Consider the following 20001-nt stretch of genomic DNA (forward strand, 5'->3'; position numbering starts at 1 on the left):
CGTTGCCTGACGGGCAAAACACGCTAGCCGTGGGACAATGTGCGCGGCCAAAAATATTTCACTTTACCGAAATTCGGAAATAACGTATACGTCGTCTCACTCCGGCCCAAGGAAGAGGGGCGTATCGCGATCGTCACGAACGCGGGCCGGACGGCGGTGGACGTGGGTCACATCGGCGCGACAAGCAATCGCAGGGCGGGCAACCGTGAGCGAAAGCGTCGCGCGCACGACCGGTGTGATCTGCGTACGGCAAAATCGTGTGGTCCTGGCGCCCGGGGTCTGTGCGCCAAGTCTTGTGGTGATGTGGGGTGCCCAACCGGGCTCTTGCATCAGTGATCGGCAAGGCGACGGGGGCAATAGTGCATCGCTCCCCGGGGAGAGCGCGACATAAGCCGTCAAACCACTGCGCAGGGAAGGCCGGATGTCCTGGCTTCACCTGTATGCCGCTGTGCAAATTCTCTCGCTGCAATTTCGCACAGTGGACCGCGGGTGCCAGCCGGCACCCGGTCTTCCCTGCGCCTTCTTTCAATTGAGGGCAAGGCGGACGAGTAAGACTCGGGCGAGACGAGCCGCGAGGATGCGAACGTGTGTCTGCGATGGAGATACGAATTGAGTGGGGGCGTAGGATGGGTAGAGCACTTGCGAAACCCATCATGTTTCCGCGCGGAGGAAACGTTGATGGGTTTCGCTTCGCTACCCATCCTACGACCCTACTGGTCGGCCAGCCGATGCTGCCGTTGCGGATCGACTGGTACGTCACCGTGCTCGATCTCGGCGATTGCGCGCGCTCTACACGGAAGGCTGGGATCGCGAGGTGCGAACGACCGGCCAGGCTGCAAAGGCAAACCAAGCAGACCATCAACCGCAAGCGCATCTATCCCCCGCTCACCTGCAGCAAGAGGATCTGTTCGCTGCGGCAGCCCCGAACGTGCAGGCGCCGCCGCCGACTTATGGGGCGCGGTAGCGCTGGATAACCGAACGATTGCGGCCTCCTGGAAAACCAAGACTATTGTCAATCCATAATTGTCGTGGTTTATTTGCGCTATTTTAAAGAGCAGGATTGCATAATGATCAAGAGACTCGCTTTCGCCTTTTCGAGTGCCATCTGCCTTTTGGCTGCGACCACCGCGAACGCATACGACGTCAACGATATTCAGAAGGCGGCCTCCGTTTCGCCGCGCGTTACAAGTTTCGCGCGTCCGCAAGAGGTTTTCGAGTATGATCTGAAGGTCCAAGACTTGTGTGATGCGACGATGAGTCTCAATACGGTTGCGTCTCACTGGGTTGGTCCAAAACGAGGTGGCTCGAATCCGTTCAGTCATGAATTCTGGGAGATAGAGGATAGATCGATTGCTTTGGCCGCAGTGGTCACCTTCCCGGACGCGAAAGGCGATCAGATAAAGCAGGTAAAGGTCCCTCTAATAGCGAAGACGAATTTTGGTGACGCGATTGTGCAGAACTGCGAAGGGACGATTATCAACAACGTCCAAGCCAATGCACGATTGAAGATGCATTTTGAGTTCAAGAGAAGCGAGAAAGTTCGTTTCAATGACCCAGCGAAGCTCCTTGGTGGTATTGCAAAAGTCGGCAGCAGCGCCGTCGCGCTAAGCGCGCTCCCAGCCTCGGCGGGCGGTATTGGCGCAGTCCTGGTTCCTGCGGTATCTTTTCTCGAAAAAAATACGTCCGCCATCACAACGCTGAATACCGGCGTCAATGAGATCATGGAATCATTCGCTGATGATAGGGCCCCGGACCCGAGACAATACGAGATTGGATCAACAGCGAGCACGGTTGTTTATCGCAGCCGTAACGTACCGGTCATTACGATCGTCAAAAATGTTCGCGGCACCGGAGTTATCGTAGAGGGCCTCAATGGGTGGCCGGGCGTATACGGCGCCTTTACACAAAGGTACGGCGATCTGTCCAACCAGTTTAACAATGCTCAAAGCGCGGCTGACTCACCTTGGTCGGGCAATCTGCCAAAGTTCTGTAGTAAGCTTCGCGGTTTCTTAGACAACGTCACCAAAGGCGACAGATTTGCGACGGCATTGGGTGTCGGCTATCACGCCTTCTACAATTCGACGGATTACGCCGGAAAGACATGCCTAAATTCCTGGGAAATTGCAGCACTGAAGTCGCGAAATTTCGCGCCGCCGTTCGAAGGTGCGTGGCCCACCGATAGGTCGCCTGGCCCGGCAGTGGCCTCGTCATCTCCGGCAAAGCAGAAGAGAGCATCGCTGCCGACGAGCCACGTGCTGCTGGCCCGAGTGAATTAACAGCGCGAAAGCCATTGCTGGCGAATGCGAGAGCAATTTGTGCATACTACGCGAAAATGAGAAAGCGCCCGTGGGGGGCGGGCGCTTTCTGTAGTCGACTTGGGGTTGGGGTCGTCTACATATCCACGTGGCGACTTTGGGGGGCTGGTAAAGAGCCGCGTGAATTCCTGAAACTCAAAATCTCCTTAGCGAACGAGCGAAGCGCTCGAGCTGGTGATCACAACCGGCTTGCCGGCTTTGATGACGCGGGCAGTTTGCGTGAGGCGTTCATCCGAACTCGAGCGCGCCGAGATGCCAAAGCCCGCGAGCGCGATGCCGGCAACGAGCGCAACGGCCACCACCTTCAGGTGGGTCGAGCGGTCCGCGCTGTAAATCGAGTGGTTCATGGAAGGCTCCTGCCGCCATCTACCCGAAGTAGTCGCCACCCTTGTTCGGCAGGTTCATGCTTCCGGTGCCCAACAACTTAGTATTGGCGGGATTCGTTCCCAAGGGGTCATCACAAGAGCGTGACAGGACGTGAAAGATCGCGATCAAAAACGCGGCTTGATCGTTCGATTTCGCAATTATTTCAAAGATCTAATGTGCTTCTCAGGCACCTTGTCAGCCTTTGGTCGACAAGGCGCCAGAAACTCAAAAACCATTTGCCTGTGACCGAAAAACACATGCCTTCTTAAGGCAAATCAGATGCTTCCGACCGTTTTCAGCTTCGTCCTGGGGTGGATTTCGGCCTGCGACAGCACGGTCGTCTGGGCCCGGAACCGCTCGACCAGGGAGCGGACGAAGGGACGAATTGCCGCAGAGGTCACCAGCACCGGCGCCTCGCCTTCACGGGCGGCGCGCTCGAACGCCTCGCGCACGCCGGTCATGAACTCCGACAGTTTCGAGGGCTGCATCGCGAGGCTGCGCTCTTCGCCCTGGCCGACGATGGATTCGGCAAAGGCCTGCTCCCACCGCGCCGACAACGCGATGAGCGGCAGATAGCCGTTGTACGACGTATTCTGCGCGCAGATTTGCCGCGCCAGACGGGCGCGGACATGCTCGACCATGGTCGCGGGATTGCGCGAGAAGGCGAGCGAATCGGCGATGCCTTCGAGGATGGTCGAGAGGTCGCGGATCGAGATGCGCTCGGCGAGCAGCAGCTGGAGCACGCGCTGGATGCCGGAGACCGTGACCTGTCCGGGCACGATGTCCTTGACCAGCTCGCTCTGCTCCTTCGGCAGCTCCTTGAGCAGCTTCTGCACCTCGCCGTAGGAGAGCAGGTCCGACATGTTGGCCTTGAGCAGCTCGGTGAGGTGGGTCGAGAGCACGGTCGCGGCATCGACGACGGTGTAGCCCTTGAGCGAGGCCTCCTCCTTGAAGCTGGCATCGACCCAGGTCGCGGGCAGGCCGAAGGTCGGCTCGGTGGTGTGGATGCCGGGCACCTGCACCTGGCTGCCGCCGGGATCCATGACCATGAACTGGTTCGGCCAGATCTTGCCGGTGCCGGCGTCGACCTCCTTGATCTTGATGATGTAGGTGTTGGCTTCGAGCTGGACGTTGTCGAGGATGCGCACCGCCGGCATGACAAAGCCCATCTCGATCGCAAGCGAGCGGCGCAGCGCCTTGATCTGCTCGGTGAGGCGGTCGGTGCCGTCGGGGCCGTTGACCAGCGGCAAGAGCGCATAGCCGAGCTCGATCTTGAGGTCGTCGATCTTCAGCGCCGCCGAGATCGGTTCCTCTGCGGCAGCGGCACCCGGTGCACCCGGCGTTCCCGGCGCGGGCGCGGCGTTGGCGGCGGCCTCCGCCTTGGTGGTCGCGCGATTGCGCTTGCGCGCGTGCCAGGCGAGCGCGCCAGCGCCGGCGCCGAGCGCGAGGAAAGGGATCGTCGGAATGCCCGGCAGCGCCGCCAGCACCAGCATGACCGCCGAGGACATCGCCAGCGCCTGCGGATAGCCGGAGAATTGCTTCATCAGCGCCTTGTCGGCGGCGCCAGAGACGCCGGCCTTGGAGACGAGCAGGCCCGCCGCGGTCGAGACGATCAGCGCCGGCACCTGGGTGACGAGGCCGTCACCGACCGTCAGCAGCGTGTAGCTGCGCCCGGCGTCGGCAAAGGAGAGGCCCTGCTGTGCGACGCCGATGATCATGCCGCCGACGACGTTGATGAAGACGATCAGGAGGCCGGCGATGGCGTCGCCGCGGACGAACTTCGAGGCACCGTCCATGGCGCCGAAGAAGCCGCTCTCGTCCTCCAGCTCCTTGCGCCGATGCTTGGCGACCTTCTCGTCGATCAGGCCGGCGGAGAGGTCGGCGTCGATCGCCATCTGCTTGCCGGGCATCGCGTCGAGGTGGAAGCGGGCGGCGACTTCGGCGATACGGCCCGAACCCTTGGTGATGACGACGAAGTTGACGATGATCAGGATGGCGAAGACGATGATGCCGATGACGAAATTGCCGCCCATCACGAAGCTGCCGAAGGCCTCGATGACGTGACCGGCGGCATCCGTGCCCTCGTGCCCGTGCGACAGGATCAGGCGGGTCGAGGCCATGTTGAGCGACAGCCGCAGCATGGTCGAGATCAGCAGGACGGTCGGGAAGGCGGAGAATTCCAGCGGCGTCTGGATGAACAGCGACGTCATCAGGATCAGGATCGAGAGCGTGATCGAGATCGCCAGGAACAGGTCGAGCACGATCGCGGGCAGCGGCAGGATCAGCACCACCAGGATGGTGAGGATGCCGAGCGCCAGCGCGATGTCGCCGCGCTTGAGGATGTTGACGATTTCGGAAAGCGAGGGGAGGCCGGGCTTTGCGCTGCCTACGCCTTGTCCGGCGGTAACGTCGACCATGGTAGCTGCCTCCCCGCGCGACTGACGTCCACGCGCCCCAAACGTCTGCGCGGCGGCCGGTGGGCCGCCGTTCCGAAAGTGAGGCACCGCACTGGCGTCCACGGGGGCTCCCGTTCTACGCGGCTGACGACACTCGACTCCACCCGGCAATTTTTGCCCGGTGTATGGTTAGCAAAGGGTTAACGGAGGCAGTGGGGAGGCGGTCAGGCTGGGATATTTTGGAGGCTGTCCCGGGTCGTTCCGGGGCGGCGCGCAGAGCCGAGCCCGGAACCTCGAGATTCTCAGGTGCGCAAGGGCGCACCCTAGTTCGATGCTACACATCGCCCCGGAATGACGGACCAGAGCCGCCTACCTCGCCTTCTGCATCCTCGTCACCGTGTAGCCCGATGGTGCCTCCTCGGCTTCAAACGACACCTTGTCGCCGACCTTCACCTGCTTGAGCATCGCGGGATCCCTGACGCGGTAGACCATGGTCATGGGTTCATCCATGCCGAGGCTCTTCGCGGGCCCGTGCTTGAGCGTGATTTTGCCTGCGCTTTCGTCGATTTTCTTGACCTCGCCGCTGATGGAAGCGGCTTGCGCCAGCGCGCTCGCGGTCAGGCCCAGCGTCAGTGCGAACGCTGCGGCGATGCGGGTGATCGGTGTCATGGCTGTCTCCCTTGTCTTCATTTCACGGTGACGTGGCCGACCATGCCGTAGTCGCGGTGGTCGGGAATCAGGCAGGAAAATTCGAAGGTGCCGGCTTTGCTGAACTTCCAGACGATCTCGGCCGTCTTGTTCGGCGCGAGCCGCACCCCGTTCGGATCGTCATGCTCCATGTGCGGGTGCTTCTTCATCACCTCAGCATGGGCGAGGTTCTCCTTGGTGGTGGCGAGCAGGAATTCGTGGTCCTCCTTGCCGACATTGCGCAGCACGAAGCGGATCTGTTCGCCGCGCTTGACGTCGATCTTCGACGGCTCGTAGGACATCTCGCTCAACGCGATCTCGATGGTGCGCGCCGGCTTCCTGGGGTCGCCGGGCTCGCCGGCCGAGAAGCCGTGATGGTCGTGCCCCTCGTGCGCGAGCGCGGGTGCGATCGACAGCGCGGCCAGCGTCAAGGCGAGTTTGATCGTCTTCTTCATTGTGGTCTCCAGTTGGTGGTTCATCGAAACGCTCACATCTTCATCTTGTGCGCGGGCGAGGCCGGCTGCCGCGCCGGCTCCGCCGCGGGCGAGGCGACCTCGTAGGCGACGGTGCCTTGCGGGAATTGATAGGGGCCGGGATCGCGATAATCGTCGCGCGCAAGGTTCTCGCGGATCTTCATCACCGTAAACATGCCGCCCATCTCGATCGGGCCGAATTGGCCGCTGCCGGTCATCATCGGCAGCGTGTTGTCAGGCGCCGGCATCTCCATGTTGCCCATCGCCATGCCGGATTGGCCCATCACCATGGCGTCGGGCGCAAGCTTGCCGACAGCCCTGGCGAGATCCTTGCGCGAGACGCCGATCATGTTGCGCATGTCGTGCCCCATCGCATTCATGGTGTGATGCGACTTGTGGCAGTGAAGCGCCCAGTCGCCGGGATTGTCGGCGAGGACGTCGAATACGCGCACCGCGCCGACAGGCACGTCGGTCGTCGTCTCCGGATATTGCGCGCTCTCGGGGATCCAGCCGCCGTCGGTGCAGGTCACGGCAAAGCTGTGACCATGCAGATGGATCGGGTGGTTGGTCATGCTGAGATTGCCGATGCGCACGCGCACCTTGTCGGCGAGCCTGACCGGCAGCGGATCGATGCCTGGAAACACCCGCGCATTCCAGGTCCACATGTTGAAATCGGTCATCTCGTTGACCCGCGGCAGGTAAGCGCCGGGATCGACGCGATAGGTGCTCATCACGAAGACGAAGTCGCGGTCGACGGGGCGGAAGTTTGGGTCGCGTGGATGCACGACGACCATGCCCATCATGCCCATCGCCATCTGCACCATCTCGTCGGAATGCGGGTGGTACATGAAGGTCCCGCTCTTCCTCATCTCGAACTCGTACACGAAGGTCTTGCCCGGCTCGATATGCGGCTGGGTCAGTCCGCCGACACCGTCCATGCCGCTCGGCACGATCATGCCGTGCCAATGCACGGTCGTATATTCGGGCAGCTTGTTGGTGACGAAGATGCGGACCTTGTCGCCTTCGACAGCCTCGATCGTCGGCCCTGGCGACTGGCCGTTATAGCCCCACAGGTTCACTTTCATGCCCTCGGCGAACTCGCGCACCACGGGCTCGGCGACGAGATGGAATTCCTTCCAGTCGCCGTTCATGCGGAACGGCAGTGTCCAGCCGTTGAGCGTGACGACCGGGCGGTAGTCGGGACCGCCAATGGGATGCAGCGGCGGCTGCATCACCGCCTTGTCCATATGGGCTGCTTCCGGAATCGACGCGGCCTGGACGCGGCCGCTGACCGCTGACGCGCTCACGAGCGCGGCGGTACCCAAAAATCGTCGGCGGGAAAACATGCTGGCCTCCATGTCAGTGGCCGCCATCAGCAGGTGCTGCCGCGGCGATATTGGTTGGATTGTCCATGCCGGAAGCAGGCGTGCCGCCGCCGTTGACGGCGGTCTGCAGCTCGGACTGGGCGAGGAAGAAGTTTTGCCTGGCGTCGATCGCACCGCGCAGCGATGCGAGGCGCTGCCGTGCTTCGGTGAGTAGCGCGAAGATGTCGACCTGCATGCTGGAGAAGCGCAGCTGCATCTCCTCGGTGATGATTTTTCGCAACGGGATGATCTCGCGCTGATAGTGGCGCGCGATGTCGTAGGTGGAGCGATAGACACGGTAAGCATCGCGCGCTTCCGAGCGGACGTTCACGGCACGCTCGGTCAGGCGGTTGAAGGCGAGATTGTAGGTCTCCGCCGCCTGCCGCACGCGGACCTCGCCGCCGTCGAAGATCGGGATCTGGAACTGCACGTCAAAACCGCGCTCGCGGAACGGGGCGCCTCCCGGATCCCGAGTCCGGCGGGAGATGCCGGCGAGATCGAGCAGCGTGACGAAGCGTGTCGCTTCGGTGAGGTTCAACGACTTCGCCAGCGCCGCAAGCTCCAGTCGCGCGATCTGCAAGTCGATGCGATGGCCGACTGCATCGGCCTCGATCGAGGGCAACGCCAGCGGCCGGCGTGGCAGCGGCGGCAACGCGTTGGGCAGACGGAAGTCGAGACCGTCGTCCCACAGCCCCATCAGCCGCGCCAGCTTTTCGCGCGCGCTCGTCGTCGCCTGGCGTGCGGTGGCGAGATCGGCGGTGGTCTCGGCGTAAAACACCTGCTCGCGGGCCTGGTCGAGCTTGTTGATCGAGCCGGTTTCGCCGAGCTTGGCCGCGAGCTGCGCGGCCGATTCCGCCGTCGCCTTCGCGTCGGTCAGCAGCGCCACCATCTCGTTTCCGGCGACGGCGCGGACGTAAGCGCGCCGGACATCGGCGGCGAGCCGCAGTGTCGCCAGCGCCGCGCGCAATTGCGCCTGACGAAAGCGCTCGCGCGCGATGTCGGATCGGAACGGCAGCGTGGCCAGCGCCAGGATGTCGCCGACGACCTGGCGCTCGATCTCGCTGGCGCCATCGCCCGAGATGCGCGAGACCGAGAACACCGGATTGGGTGGCAGACTCTGCTCGACCAGATCGGTCTCGGCCAGCGCCAGCTCGTTGTAGGCGGCTTGCAGCCCCTTGTTGTTGAGCAGCGCGACCTGCACGGCGGTCTATGCACTTAGCGTGCGCGACAGCAGCTGGTGCACGCGTGCGTCGACCGCGCTGGCCCCCTCGGCCGTTCGCACGAAGGCGACGTCCTTCCTGATGGTCTGGCTCGTCAGCTCGGAGACCGCTGTCATGCCGCTGTCGGGCGAGAACGCAGCGCAGCCGGAGAGGCCGAGCGCGCCGAGAACGAGCAGGCTCCGTGCGTAATACCGTGCCATGGCGCGCTCCTATTGGTCCTGCTTCGGCTGCGGAGTGACAGCGTCGTTGCGCTCGCGCCATGGCGCCGGCGCTGCAGGCCGCAGGCTCGTGTAGGGCGCGACTGTCGAGCGATAGGCGACGCGCGCTGCCTTTGCCGCGGGATCGGCCGGATCCGCGCCGGCCCCGGACGTTGTGGCCGGCATGCAGCCGGACAACGCCAGTACGGCTGCGGTCAGCAGCAGCCAATTGAATCGAAAGTGATCTCCACGCGCCGCAGACGCGGCGGCGGACTTCGCCCCGAGAAGCATAAGCATGATTTATCCCTGATCTGTCTGAAGACCACAGGTTCGCACGCGCGGACTGCGCGCCTGGCCTGACGTCGTGGACTCAGATCAGATGATGGGAGGGCGGTAGAGCAAGGGCGGCGCCGCGCTGTGCAGGCTGGCCACGATCTCGGGCGCACAGCTGGAAACCGGCTGAACCGGCTTTGCGAAGCTCGGCAGATCGACCGGTAACGCGCTGACGCACATCATGGCGCAGCACGGGCCGACCTTGCCCTTGCCGTCATGATGATGCGGGGCAGGCGTGTCCTGCGCGGCGGCCTGGTGATGCGCATGCATCCCCGAATGGTCATGCGTCACGCCGCCATGCGTGTGGCTGGCCGACATCTGATGATGCAAAGGCACGACGTCGGCGAGCAGGGCTTCGTCGCCAAGGCATGGCGCTGGACCACTGCCCCAGGCGAGGCCTGCCGCCGGCGCGAGCACACAGAACAGATAGGCTAGCGCAATGAAGCGCCCCACCTTGATCCGCATCGATCGCGTCAATTGCAACAACATTCCGCCGTCACGCTCCTCGCGCGGCATTGTTGCACACGCAGATTGCAAACTAACGGCAAAGCGCGATTTCGCCAAGCTCTTCTTACCGCAGTGCACCGCGCATGCCCAATATCGCGGCACGATGCTTGACCGCAAGGCGATCAGCGAACATGTTCCGCGCCGTGCACGCACCAAATCATCCAGGACAAAAACCGGCTTCATTCAGCCCAGACTCCCGTCAGGCCTGGGTGCGGCTTTTGCTCGCACTGCTGATCGGCTCGATCGGCGGCGTCGGCATGTGGGCGGTCGTCGTGGTGATTCCCGTCGTGCAGGCCGAATTCGCCGCCACGCGCGGTGCGGTGTCGCTGGCCTTCACACTGATGATGTTCGGATTCGGGCTCGGCGGCGTGATCGCCGGCAAGATCACCGACAAGTTCGGCATCGTGCCCGCCATGGCGATCAGCATCGCCTTCCTCGGCGTTGCCAATACGCTGGCGGGGCTCTCGACTCAGCTCTGGCAGTTCGTCGCCGCCTATTTCCTGATCGGGCTCGGCACGTCAGCGACCTTCGCGCCGCTGATGGCAGAGGCCTCGCACTGGTTCGAGCGCTATCGCGGACTGGCCGTGACCATCGTCGCGAGCGGCAATTATGTTGCCGGCACGATGTGGCCGCCGCTCATCAGCACGGGCACGGAGAGGATCGGCTGGCGCACCACCCATATCGGCATTGCCGTCGTCTGCGTGGTGTTGATGTCGATCCTGGTCCTGGTCCTGCGCGCGCAGATGGGCGACGACAAGGTCCGCAATCACGCCAATGCGGCGCCGCCGCGGGTCGATCTCAGGCTCTCGACCAACACGCTGACGGTGCTGCTCTCGATCGCCAGCATTTCCTGCTGCGTCGCCATGGCGATGCCGCAGGTGCATATCGTCGCCTATTGCGGCGATCTCGGTTATGGCGTGGCGCGCGGCGCCGAGATGCTGTCGCTGATGATGGCCTGCGGCATCGTCAGCCGCATCGGCTCGGGCTATCTTGCGGACAAGATCGGCGGCATTCCGACTCTGCTGATCGGGGCATTGGCGCAGGGCTTTGCGCTGGTGTTCTACCTTTTCTTCGACAGCCTCACTTCGCTCTATCTGATCTCCGCGATGTTCGGCCTGTTCCAGGGCGGCATCGTGCCGAGCTATGCCATCATCGTGCGCGAGGCGATGCCAGCCAGCGAAGCCGCGACCCGCGTCGGCATCGTGATCTTCGCGTCCGTGTTCGGCATGTCCTTCGGCGGTTGGGTCTCCGGCATCATCTTCGATGCCACCGGCTCCTATGCGGCTGCGTTCGCCAATGGCGTGGCGTGGAATGCCCTCAATATCGGCATCGTCTTGACGCTGCTGATCCGCTCGCGGATGAATTCGGTCAAGGCGGGACCGAATTTCGCAACCTAGACCGCCTGTCCTGCCTTCAGCAGCGAGCAGCCGGTGATCTTGTAGCTGCCATCCGACTGCTGCTCGAGCGTGTAGAGCGCTTCCCAGGCTTCGCCATTGGCATCGATGATGTGAACGCGCTGGGCGACCGAGCTGCCTTCGATCTTGCTCTCGCCGAACTCAAAACTCCTGTGACGATAGACCGGCGCGTAGCCGTTCTGCACCATGGCCATGAAGATGTCGGGCGCGGGGAATATCTGCTTGATCGCGGGTGCTGCGTAGGAATAGGCGGCCGTGGCATCGTCATGGACGAAGGCCTGCTCCTGGGCCCGGATCACGCCTTGCGCTGTCGCGACATCGTCGGCGCGTGTGGGGATGGAGCTGCAAGCAATACTGAGAACGACCAGCAAGGCGGCAATGCGCATGGCAGGCTCCGCGTTGAAATCCCGGCGATGCTAATCCTAGCATGACCTTGGCAAATACGGACGCGCTATCGCTTCGGTTTCGGCGCCGGCTTCGCGCGCTTGGCGGTGCGTGACTTGGCCGTATGTGACTTGGCGGTGCGTGATTTGGCCTTCGCGCCGGGCTGCGCGCGCAAGCCGTCGACGAATACGTCGAGCATCCGCAGCACCGAGGACTGCCAGCCGGGCTGGTCGTGCATGTAGCACATGCCGACGAGGGCTCTGAGCAGGTCGTGCGGGCTGACGTCGCCGCGCATCTCGCCTGCCGCGACCGCGCGGTCGAGCAGCGAGCCGATCGCCTTGGTCAGACGGTCCATCGAGAAGGCAGCGAGGTCCGACGAGCTCTGGAACGTCAGCGCCAATGCGGCCGACATGCCCTTTTTCGTCGCAACGAATTCGACATTCGAACGCAGCCAGCGCCTGAGCGCATCGACCGGGTCCTTGGCGTTCTTCAATTGCTCGGCGAACTCGCTGAGCTGCTCGACCTCGCGCCGATACACCGCTTCAAACAGCTCCTCGCGCGTCGGAAAATGCCGGTAGAGCGTGCCGATGCCGACGCCCGCGCGTTTGGCCACGGCCTCCAGGCTGGCCTCCGGGCCGCCGGCATTGAACACGACCTTGGCTGCCTCGAGCACGCGCTCGCGATTGCGCACGGCATCGGCGCGGGGCTTCCGGGGCTGGTCGGTGTGGTCGTCCATGCCGGCAATGTAGATCACGAATTGGTTAGATTGAACCCTTGGCTCGCCGCATCGCGTTGTCTGCGCACGGGCTTTTGACGAATTCCAAATATTTCTTTGCGGCCCTTGTTAAGCGGAGGATGCCTCCGTATCTTCGCTGGTGTCGGCCCGGACCCGCGTCCGGGCGGCGCGATATCGACGGCGGCCACGGCGGTGGCGCGCCGCTCGGAGACTCATGTCCATATCTGATCGGAGCCTTGTATGAACCACTCCATCAGCCTCACCGTGAACGGTGCGCGGCGCGATTTCGTCCTCGACGATCCGCGCGTCACGCTGCTCGATCTCCTGCGTGAGCGCCTCCATCTCACCGGAACCAAGAAGGGATGCGACCGCGGCCAGTGCGGAGCATGCACGATTCTCGTCGACGGCAAGCGCATCAACTCCTGCCTCGCGCTCGCCATCAGCCATGACGGCGCCGACATCCTCACCATCGAGGGCGTTGCGCGCGGCGACCAGCTTCATCCGGTCCAGGCCGCCTTCATCGCCCATGACGGCTTTCAGTGCGGCTTCTGCACGCCCGGCCAGATCATGAGCGCTATCGGCATGATGCAGGAAGCGCAGGCCGGCAACGATCCCGAACGCATTCGCGAATGCATGAGCGGCAATCTCTGTCGCTGCGGCGCCTATGCCGGCATCGTCGATGCCGTGCTCGAGGCGCAGGCCGGTGCCGACGAATCCAACCAGAGGCGGTCCGCATGAAACAGTTCGATTATGTCAGGCCCGCCACGGTCGCTGAAGCCGTTGCCGCCGCCGCGCAGCCGGGCGCGACCTATCTTGCGGCCGGCACCAATCTGCTCGACCTGATGAAGGGCGGCGTCAGCCGTCCGGATCGCCTCGTCGATGTCACGCATCTCGATGGGCTCGATCAGATCGAACGCCTCGCCGATGGAAGCGTACGAATCGGTGCGCTCGTCAGCAATGCCGATCTCGCGCATGATGCGGAGTTCGCAAAATCCTATCCAGCCGTGGCCGAAGCACTGCTCTCCGGCGCGTCGGCGCAACTGCGCAATGCCGCCACCGTGGGCGGCAATCTGCTGCAGCGGACGCGTTGTGCATATTTCTACGACACCGCCAGCCGTTGCAACAAGCGCGAGGCCGGCAGCGGCTGCGACGCCCGCGACGGCGAGAACCGCACCCACGCCGTGCTTGGCTGGAGCGACGGCTGCATCGCGACGAACCCGTCCGACTTCTGCGTGCCGCTGGTGGCGCTCGACGCCATCGTCGAGATCGAAGGCAAGAGCGGTCGTCGCGAGATCGCACAAGGAACTGCACCGCCTGCCCGGCAATACGCCCGAGCGCGAATCCGCGCTCGAGCCCGGCGACCTCATCGTCGCAGTACGCCTGCCGTCCTCGGCGCGCGGTTTTGCCGCGCATGCGCGCTATCTCAAGGTTCGCGAGCGTACGTCCTATGCGTTCGCCATCGTCTCGGCCGCGGCGGCGCTGCGGATCGAGAACGGCAAGATCGTAGAGGCGCGGCTCGCGCTTGGCGGCGTCGCCGCAAAACCCTGGCGTGCCCGGGCTGCGGAGGATGTGCTCAGGGGCGTCGCACCAACGGCAGATGCCTTCCAGGAGGCCGCCCGGCGCGCGCTCACCGCCGCAAAACCGTCCGGCGACAACGCCTACAAGATCGAATTGGCGCGCCGTATCATCGTGCGCGCGCTGACCCTTGCCGCAGCCGGTACGCCCGCGCGTATCCCCGCGCTGCCGGCTTCACCCTTTGCTTCGACGTCTGGAGCCATCCATGCCTGAGCTCAATCTCACCAGCGCTCCCGCCCATCTCCGTCACGGTTCGAGCATCGGCCAGCCGCTGACCCGGCGCGACGGCGTGCTCAAGGTCAAAGGGCAGGCGACCTATGCCGCCGACAATCATCCGCCCGGCATGCTGTTTGCGGTGATGGCGGTGTCCAGCATCGCGCATGGCCGCGTGACCTCGCTCGATGTCGCGGCGGCCAAGCGTCATCCCGGCGTCGTCGACGTCATGACGCCGGACCACAAGCCGCAGCTCGCGATCGATCCCGAGATCAAGACCAATCCGTTCGTGTTCCGGATGGAGGTGTTGCAGAGCAACGAGGTCCGCTACGCCAACCAGCCCATCGCGGTCGTGATCGCCGAGACGCTCGAGGCAGCGACGGAAGGCGCGGTGCTGCTGGCGCCGCGCTATGAGACGCTGCCTGCGCTTGTCGGCCTCGATGCTGGCGTGAGTTTTGTTCCGCCGGTCGTTGGTGTCGGCAATCCCGCGGAAAACCATCGCGGCGATGTCGAGGCTGGCCTTGCAGCCGCGGACAAGCGGATCGAGGCTGTCTACGAGACGCCGCCGCAATTTCACAACGCCATGGAGCCGCATGCGATCGTCGCCCGTTGGGACGGCGACAATCTGTCGGTCGACATGCCGACCCAGGGCCTGATGTTGTCGCTTGCGCGCATCGCTGAACTGTTCGGCATCGCGCACGACAAGATCCACATCCGCAGCCCGTTCCTCGGCGGCGGTTTCGGCTCCAAGGGATTCTTGGCGGGGCCGCAGACCCTCGGCCTCATGGCCGCGAAGCTGGTCGGCAAGCCGGTCAAGCTCGTGCTGCGCCGTGAGCAGATGTATGGTCCGGTCGGCCATCGTGCGCCGACGCGTCAGCGCTTGCGCATGGGCGCCGATGGCGAGGGACGACTGATCGCGCTCGACCATCACGCGCGCACCGTATCGAGCACGTTCGACGATTTCTACGAACCGGCCGCCGACGCTTCGCACACGCTCTATGCGGCGCCTGCGATCCGCACCGCGCACGATGCCGTGCGCGTCAACACCGGCACGCCGCTGTTCATGCGCGCGCCGGGCGAGGCGACCGGATCGATTGCGCTGGAAAGCGCGATCGACGAGATGGCCTGGGCTTGCGGTATGGATCCGCTCGCCTTCCGCTTGAAGAACTACGCCGAGGTCGAGCCGATCACCGGCAAGCCGTTCTCGTCCAAAGCGCTGCGCGCCTGTTACGATCAGGGCGCGGCACGCTTCGGCTGGTCGAGGCGTCCGCTCCAGCCGCGGCAGATGCGCGACGATGCCGGTTTGCTGGTCGGGTGGGGCATGGGCACCGCGACGTTCCCGGCCCTGATGTTCCAGGCCGAGGCGCGTGCGGCGATCCGCCGTGACGGCACCGGTGCCATGGAGATCGGTGCACATGACATGGGGCAGGGCGCCTGGACGGCGCTCGCCCAGATCGCAGCCGATGCCGTCGGGCTCGATATCGATCGCGTCGCGTTCAAGGCCGGCACGTCCGACCTGCCCGATGCCGGCATCGCCGGCGGCTCGGCGCACACGGCAACCGCCGGTGCTGCGATTCACAGCGCGGGTGCTGCCGTGATCGCAAAGCTCGCCGATCTCGCCACCCATGACGAGCGCTCGCCGCTGTTCGGCGCCGGCAACGCCGGCGTGATCGCGCGCGATGGCCGGCTGATCCGGCGCGACGACGAGAGCCGCAGCGAGAGCTACACCGAGATCCTCGCGCGCGCCGGCGTCGCCGAGGTCGAGGCGCGCGGCACGGGTGCGCCGAATCCGGCGGCGATGGAAGAGTATGCGATGCACGCGCATGGCGCGGTGTTCGCGGAGGTGAAGGTCGATCCCGAACTCGGCCAGATCCGCGTCGCCCGCATGGTCGGCGCCTTTGCCGCGGGGCGCATCGTCAACCCGCATCTGGTAAAGAGCCAGCTGTTCGGCGGCATGATCTGGGGCATGTCCTTTGCGCTGCACGAGGAAGCCATCACCGACCGCCGCAGCGGAAGGATCATGAATGCCAATCTCGGCGAGTACCATATCCCCGTGAATGCCGACGTGCCGCCGCTCGACGTGATCACGGTCGAAGAGCACGACCCGCATGTGAATGCCCTCGGCATCAAGGGCGTGGGTGAAATCGGCATCACCGGCAGCGCCGGTGCGGTCGCTAATGCCGTCTGGCATGCGACCGGCGTGCGGGTGCGGCGCTTCCCGATCAGGATCGAGGAGTTGTTGACGGGGCGCTGAGGCTTCTTCTTGACCTCTCCCGCTTGCGGGAGAGGCATAGGCCGCCCCTGGCGGCCGTCCTTCTAAGAGACGCCGAGGCGAAGCCTCGGCTATGGCGAAGCGCCGGGTGAGGGCTTTCTCCGCAGAGGGAATCTTTCGGTGGAGACACCCTCTCCCCAACCCTCTCCCGCAAGCGGAAGAGGGGGCAACCGCCGCGTTCAGAATGTCGGCGGTGTGCAGGCCGAGATCACTTCGCACGGTTTTCCGCCGACGCAGCGGAAGCGATGCGGGCGGCGGCTCTCGAAGTAATAGGCATCGCCTGGATTGAGAATGCGGCGCTCGTCCTCAACCGTGACTTCGAGCTTTCCCGAAATCACGATGCCGCCTTCCTCACCGTCATGGACGAGATGAACGCGCCCGGTGTCGCTGCCGGGCTCGTAGCGCTCCTTCAGGATCTGCAGGGTTCGGCCGAACAGATTGTCGCCGACTTGCCGATACGAGATCGGCTTCTTGCCGACCTCGGTGAGCTCTTCGGCGCGGTAGAAGATCTTGCGGCGGCTCTCCGGCTCAAGCGCGAAGAACTCGGCGAGCCCCATCGGGAGGCCGTCGAGGATGCGCTTGAGCGCGCCGACTGACGGGTTCATCTGGTTGGATTCGATCAGCGAAATCGTCGAATTGGTGACGCCGGCGCGCTTGGCGAGTTCGCGCTGCGACAGCTTGTGGCGCGCCCGGATGAATCGCAGCCGTCCACCGATGTCGACGCTCATGCCCCTGGTCCCTGTTGCAGGTGTTGCGGATCGCGCAAATATGGACCGGCCGCCCTAGTGAAATCAATGGCTTGCAGGGCGCCAGAAAAGGACTTGTTGCCTCATCGAAGCCGTGCCTCTGCTAGGTGGTCAGCAAAGGAGCGTGGTCCGTGAGCCTTCATCAGATTCCGAACACTATCAAGACCGACTCGTTCTGGATGCCGTTCACGGCCAACCGTCAATTCAAGAAGGCGCCGCGCCTGTTCTCCTCGGCCGAGGGCATGCACTACACCACCGTCGACGGCCGCAAGGTGATCGACGGCTCCGCCGGCCTCTGGTGCGTCAATGCCGGCCACGGCCGCAAGCAGATTGCGGCTGCGGTCGAACGCCAGCTGATGACGCTGGACTTCGCGCCGACGTTCCAGATGGGCCATCCGCTGGCGTTCGACTTCGCCGAGCGTCTCGCCGAGATCGCGCCGAAGGGCCTCGACCGCATCTTCTTCACCAACTCCGGCTCTGAATCGGTCGACACCGCGCTGAAGATCGCGCTCGCCTATCATCGCGCCAACGGCCAGTCGAGCCGCACCCGCCTGATCGGCCGCGAGCGCGGCTATCACGGCGTCGGCTTCGGCGGCACCTCGGTCGGCGGCATGGTCGCCAACCGCCGTGCCTTCGCGACGCTGCTGCCGGGCGTCGATCACATCCGCCACACGCACGATCTGACCCGCAACGCGTTTGCCAAGGATCAGCCGGAGCATGGCGCCGAGCTTGCCGACGATCTCGAGCGTCTGGTCGCCTTGCACGGCGCCGAGACCATCGCTGCCGTCATCGTCGAACCTGTGCCGGGTTCGACCGCGGTGCTGCCGCCGCCGAAGGGCTATCTGCAACGCCTGCGCACGATCTGCGACAAGCACGGCATTCTCTTGATCTTCGACGAGGTCATCACCGGCTTCGGCCGTCTCGGCACGCCGTTCGCCGCGAACTTCTTCGGCGTCACGCCGGACCTGATGACGACGGCCAAGGGCATCACCAATGGCACCATTCCCTGCGGCGCGGTGTTCGCGAGCCGCAAGGTGCACGACGGCATGATGGTCGGCCCTGAGAACCAGATGGAGCTGTTCCACGGCTACACTTATTCCGCGCATCCGACCGCCTGCGCCGCCGGTATCGCGACGCTCGACATCTACAAGGACGAGGGCCTGCTGACGCGCGGTGCGTCGATGGCCGAATACTGGCGCGATGCGCTGCATTCGCTCAAGGGTCTGCCGAACGTCGTCGACATCCGCAATTGCGGCCTGATGGGCGCGGTCGAGCTGGCGCCCCGTGACGGCGTCGCCGGCGCGCGCGGCTACGACGTCATGGTCGACTGCTTCAACACCGGCCTTTACTTGCGAATGAGCGGCGACAGCTTCGCGATGTCGCCTCCGCTCATCGTCGAGAAGAGCCACATCGACCAGATGGTCTCGATCCTCGGTGACGCCATCAAGAAGGTGGCCTGATAATTGCTCTCGCCGTTGCCGAGTTTCTTTTGCAGCGGCGAGCGTAATGCCGCGGGAGTTTGACCAAGCGTGAAAGTTCTGATCCTCGGCAGCGGTGTCATCGGCGTCACCTCTGCCTACTACCTCGCCCGTGCTGGCCACGAAGTGACGGTCGTCGACCGTCAGCCCGAGCCGGCACTGGAGACCTCTTTTGCCAATGCCGGCGAAGTCTCGCCCGGCTACTCCTCGCCATGGGCCGGCCCCGGCGTGCCGGTGAAGGCGGTCAAGTGGCTCTTGATGAAGCACGGCCCGCTGGTGGTTCGGCCGAAGCTCGACCCCGTGATGTGGGTCTGGCTGCTCAAGATGCTGCGCAACTGCACCAGCGCGCGCTACGCGGTCAACAAAAGCCGGATGATCCCGATCGCGGAATACAGCCGCGACTCCTTACGCGATCTGCGCCGCGACATCGGCATTCAATATGACGAGCGCTCGCAGGGCACGCTGCAGCTGTTCCGCTACCAGGCCCAGCTCGACGGCACCGGCGAAGACATCGCCGTGCTCAAGCAATATGGCGTGCCGTTCGAAGTGCTGAGCCGCGAGGGCTGCATCGCGGTCGAGCCGGCGCTTGCCGGCGTCAAGGAGAAGTTCGCCGGCGGGCTTCGCCTGCCGCAGGACGAGACCGGCGACTGTCATATGTTCACGCAGGCGCTGGCCAAGCATGCCGAGGCGCTTGGCGTGCGCTTCATGTTCAACACCGGCATCGACCGCATCGTCACCGACGGCACGCGCGTCAGCGGTGTCGCGACCAGTGCGGGGATGTTGCAGGCTGACGCTTACGTGCTTGCGCTCGGAAGCTGGTCGTCGCGGCTCGTCGCGCCGCTCGGGCTTTCGCTGCCGGTCTATCCGGTGAAGGGCTATTCGATCACGGTGCCGATCAAGGACGCCTCCGGCGCGCCGGAATCGACGGTGATGGACGAGAGCTACAAGGTCGCGATCACGCGTCTGGGAAATCGCATCCGCGTCGGCGGCACCGCCGAAATCTCGGGCTTCTCGACCAAGCTGTACGATGCCCGCCGCGCCACGCTCGATCACTCCCTGACGGATCTGTTCCCGCGCGGCGGCGATCTTTCCAAGGCGACGTTCTGGAGCGGCCTGCGTCCGATGACGCCGGATGGCCCGCCCGTGATCGGCCCGACGCAATACGCGAACCTTCACCTCAACACCGGTCACGGCACGCTCGGCTGGACCATGTCCTGCGGTTCGGGGCGCGTGCTTGCGGACATGCTGTCGGGCAAGAAGCCGGAGGTCGATGTCAGTGCGCTGACGGTGGATCGGTACGCGCACCGGTTCGGGTGAGCGTCTC

At 64.2% G+C, this 20001-nt stretch carries 16 protein-coding genes and 3 pseudogenes; 8 read left to right on the forward strand and 11 right to left on the reverse strand.

The genetic code is table 11. From position 1 onward, the window contains the following. Window positions 1–686: 686 nt before the first annotated feature. Both JJC00_RS38040 and JJC00_RS09675 read left to right on the forward strand, forming a co-directional pair. Window positions 687–964, forward strand: a pseudogene (locus tag JJC00_RS38040) (NAD(P)/FAD-dependent oxidoreductase); the annotation flags it as partial. A gap of 103 nt (window positions 965–1067) precedes the next feature. Beyond that, on the forward strand, window positions 1068–2276 hold the full coding sequence (locus JJC00_RS09675; RefSeq protein WP_200472353.1) for a hypothetical protein: 1209 nt from the start codon (window positions 1068–1070) through the stop codon (window positions 2274–2276). A gap of 185 nt (window positions 2277–2461) precedes the next feature. Here the strand turns inward: JJC00_RS09675 and JJC00_RS09680 are convergent, their stop codons facing one another. The 8 genes and pseudogenes from JJC00_RS09680 to JJC00_RS09715 form a co-directional block, all read right to left on the reverse strand. Further along, entirely contained in the window at window positions 2462–2662 is a 201-nt protein-coding gene (locus JJC00_RS09680) for a hypothetical protein (RefSeq protein ID WP_200472354.1), read from the reverse strand. A 294-nt stretch (window positions 2663–2956) separates the two neighbouring features. Then, window positions 2957–5098 (reverse strand): flagellar biosynthesis protein FlhA, encoded by a 2142-nt coding sequence (flhA, locus tag JJC00_RS09685; protein WP_200472355.1) that lies wholly within the window; start codon window positions 5096–5098, stop codon window positions 2957–2959. A gap of 348 nt (window positions 5099–5446) precedes the next feature. Next, window positions 5447–5746: a copper-binding protein gene (locus tag JJC00_RS09690; RefSeq protein WP_200472356.1), complete on the reverse strand. Its 300-nt coding sequence runs from the start codon at window positions 5744–5746 to the stop codon at window positions 5447–5449. A 17-nt stretch (window positions 5747–5763) separates the two neighbouring features. Further along, the gene (locus tag JJC00_RS09695; RefSeq protein WP_200472357.1) at window positions 5764–6219 is read right to left on the reverse strand and encodes a cupredoxin domain-containing protein; all 456 of its coding nucleotides are present in this window, start codon (window positions 6217–6219) and stop codon (window positions 5764–5766) included. A gap of 32 nt (window positions 6220–6251) precedes the next feature. Next, the gene (locus tag JJC00_RS09700; RefSeq protein ID WP_200472358.1) at window positions 6252–7583 is read right to left on the reverse strand and encodes a copper oxidase; all 1332 of its coding nucleotides are present in this window, start codon (window positions 7581–7583) and stop codon (window positions 6252–6254) included. A 13-nt stretch (window positions 7584–7596) separates the two neighbouring features. Beyond that, window positions 7597–9021: pseudogene (locus tag JJC00_RS09705) on the reverse strand (TolC family protein). Window positions 9022–9030: 9 nt separating this feature from the next. Next, the gene (locus JJC00_RS09710; protein ID WP_200472359.1) at window positions 9031–9315 is read right to left on the reverse strand and encodes a hypothetical protein; all 285 of its coding nucleotides are present in this window, start codon (window positions 9313–9315) and stop codon (window positions 9031–9033) included. Window positions 9316–9393: 78 nt separating this feature from the next. After that, window positions 9394–10041: a hypothetical protein gene (locus JJC00_RS09715; RefSeq protein WP_246774157.1), complete on the reverse strand. Its 648-nt coding sequence runs from the start codon at window positions 10039–10041 to the stop codon at window positions 9394–9396. On the opposite strand from JJC00_RS09715, the gene JJC00_RS09720 reads away from it, so the two are divergent. Next, window positions 9990–11255, forward strand: coding sequence for an MFS transporter (locus tag JJC00_RS09720; protein WP_200472360.1), 1266 nt, complete (start codon window positions 9990–9992; stop codon window positions 11253–11255). The two genes, JJC00_RS09715 and JJC00_RS09720, sit on opposite strands and share 52 nt — an antisense overlap. On the opposite strand, the gene JJC00_RS09725 is transcribed toward JJC00_RS09720, so the two are convergent. Continuing rightward, the gene (locus tag JJC00_RS09725) at window positions 11252–11659 is read right to left on the reverse strand and encodes a DUF4864 domain-containing protein (RefSeq protein WP_200472361.1); all 408 of its coding nucleotides are present in this window, start codon (window positions 11657–11659) and stop codon (window positions 11252–11254) included. The genes JJC00_RS09720 and JJC00_RS09725 overlap by 4 nt on opposite strands. A gap of 65 nt (window positions 11660–11724) precedes the next feature. Next, a complete protein-coding gene (locus JJC00_RS09730; protein ID WP_246774269.1) occupies window positions 11725–12393 on the reverse strand; it encodes a TetR/AcrR family transcriptional regulator in 669 nt (222 codons plus the stop codon). A 240-nt stretch (window positions 12394–12633) separates the two neighbouring features. Here JJC00_RS09730 and JJC00_RS09735 point away from each other — a divergent pair, with 240 nt between their 5' ends. The 3 genes and pseudogenes from JJC00_RS09735 (at window position 12634) to JJC00_RS09745 (ending at window position 16435) form a co-directional block, all read left to right on the forward strand. Then, window positions 12634–13131 (forward strand): (2Fe-2S)-binding protein, encoded by a 498-nt coding sequence (locus JJC00_RS09735; RefSeq protein ID WP_148753302.1) that lies wholly within the window; start codon window positions 12634–12636, stop codon window positions 13129–13131. Next, a pseudogene (locus tag JJC00_RS09740) lies at window positions 13128–14181 on the forward strand (FAD binding domain-containing protein). Before JJC00_RS09735 ends, JJC00_RS09740 begins: the two are co-directional and overlap by 4 nt. After that, the gene (locus JJC00_RS09745; protein WP_200472363.1) at window positions 14174–16435 is read left to right on the forward strand and encodes a xanthine dehydrogenase family protein molybdopterin-binding subunit; all 2262 of its coding nucleotides are present in this window, start codon (window positions 14174–14176) and stop codon (window positions 16433–16435) included. The pseudogene JJC00_RS09740 and the gene JJC00_RS09745 overlap by 8 nt, the downstream one beginning before the upstream one ends. A 197-nt stretch (window positions 16436–16632) precedes the next feature. Here JJC00_RS09745 and JJC00_RS09750 read toward each other — a convergent pair whose 3' ends face one another. Further along, window positions 16633–17181, reverse strand: a complete 549-nt coding sequence (locus tag JJC00_RS09750; RefSeq protein ID WP_200472364.1) for a cupin domain-containing protein — start codon at window positions 17179–17181, stop codon at window positions 16633–16635. 149 nt (window positions 17182–17330) lie between these two features. On the opposite strand from JJC00_RS09750, the gene JJC00_RS09755 reads away from it, so the two are divergent. Beyond that, window positions 17331–18659, forward strand: a complete 1329-nt coding sequence (locus JJC00_RS09755) for an aspartate aminotransferase family protein (protein ID WP_200472365.1) — start codon at window positions 17331–17333, stop codon at window positions 18657–18659. Between the two features lie 69 nt (window positions 18660–18728). Beyond that, the gene (locus tag JJC00_RS09760) at window positions 18729–19994 is read left to right on the forward strand and encodes a D-amino acid dehydrogenase (protein ID WP_200472366.1); all 1266 of its coding nucleotides are present in this window, start codon (window positions 18729–18731) and stop codon (window positions 19992–19994) included. The last annotated feature ends 7 nt before the right edge of the window (window positions 19995–20001 follow it).

It is taken from the genome of Bradyrhizobium diazoefficiens, assembly GCF_016616885.1.
GTDB classification, from domain to species: Bacteria; Pseudomonadota; Alphaproteobacteria; order Rhizobiales; family Xanthobacteraceae; genus Bradyrhizobium; species Bradyrhizobium diazoefficiens_F.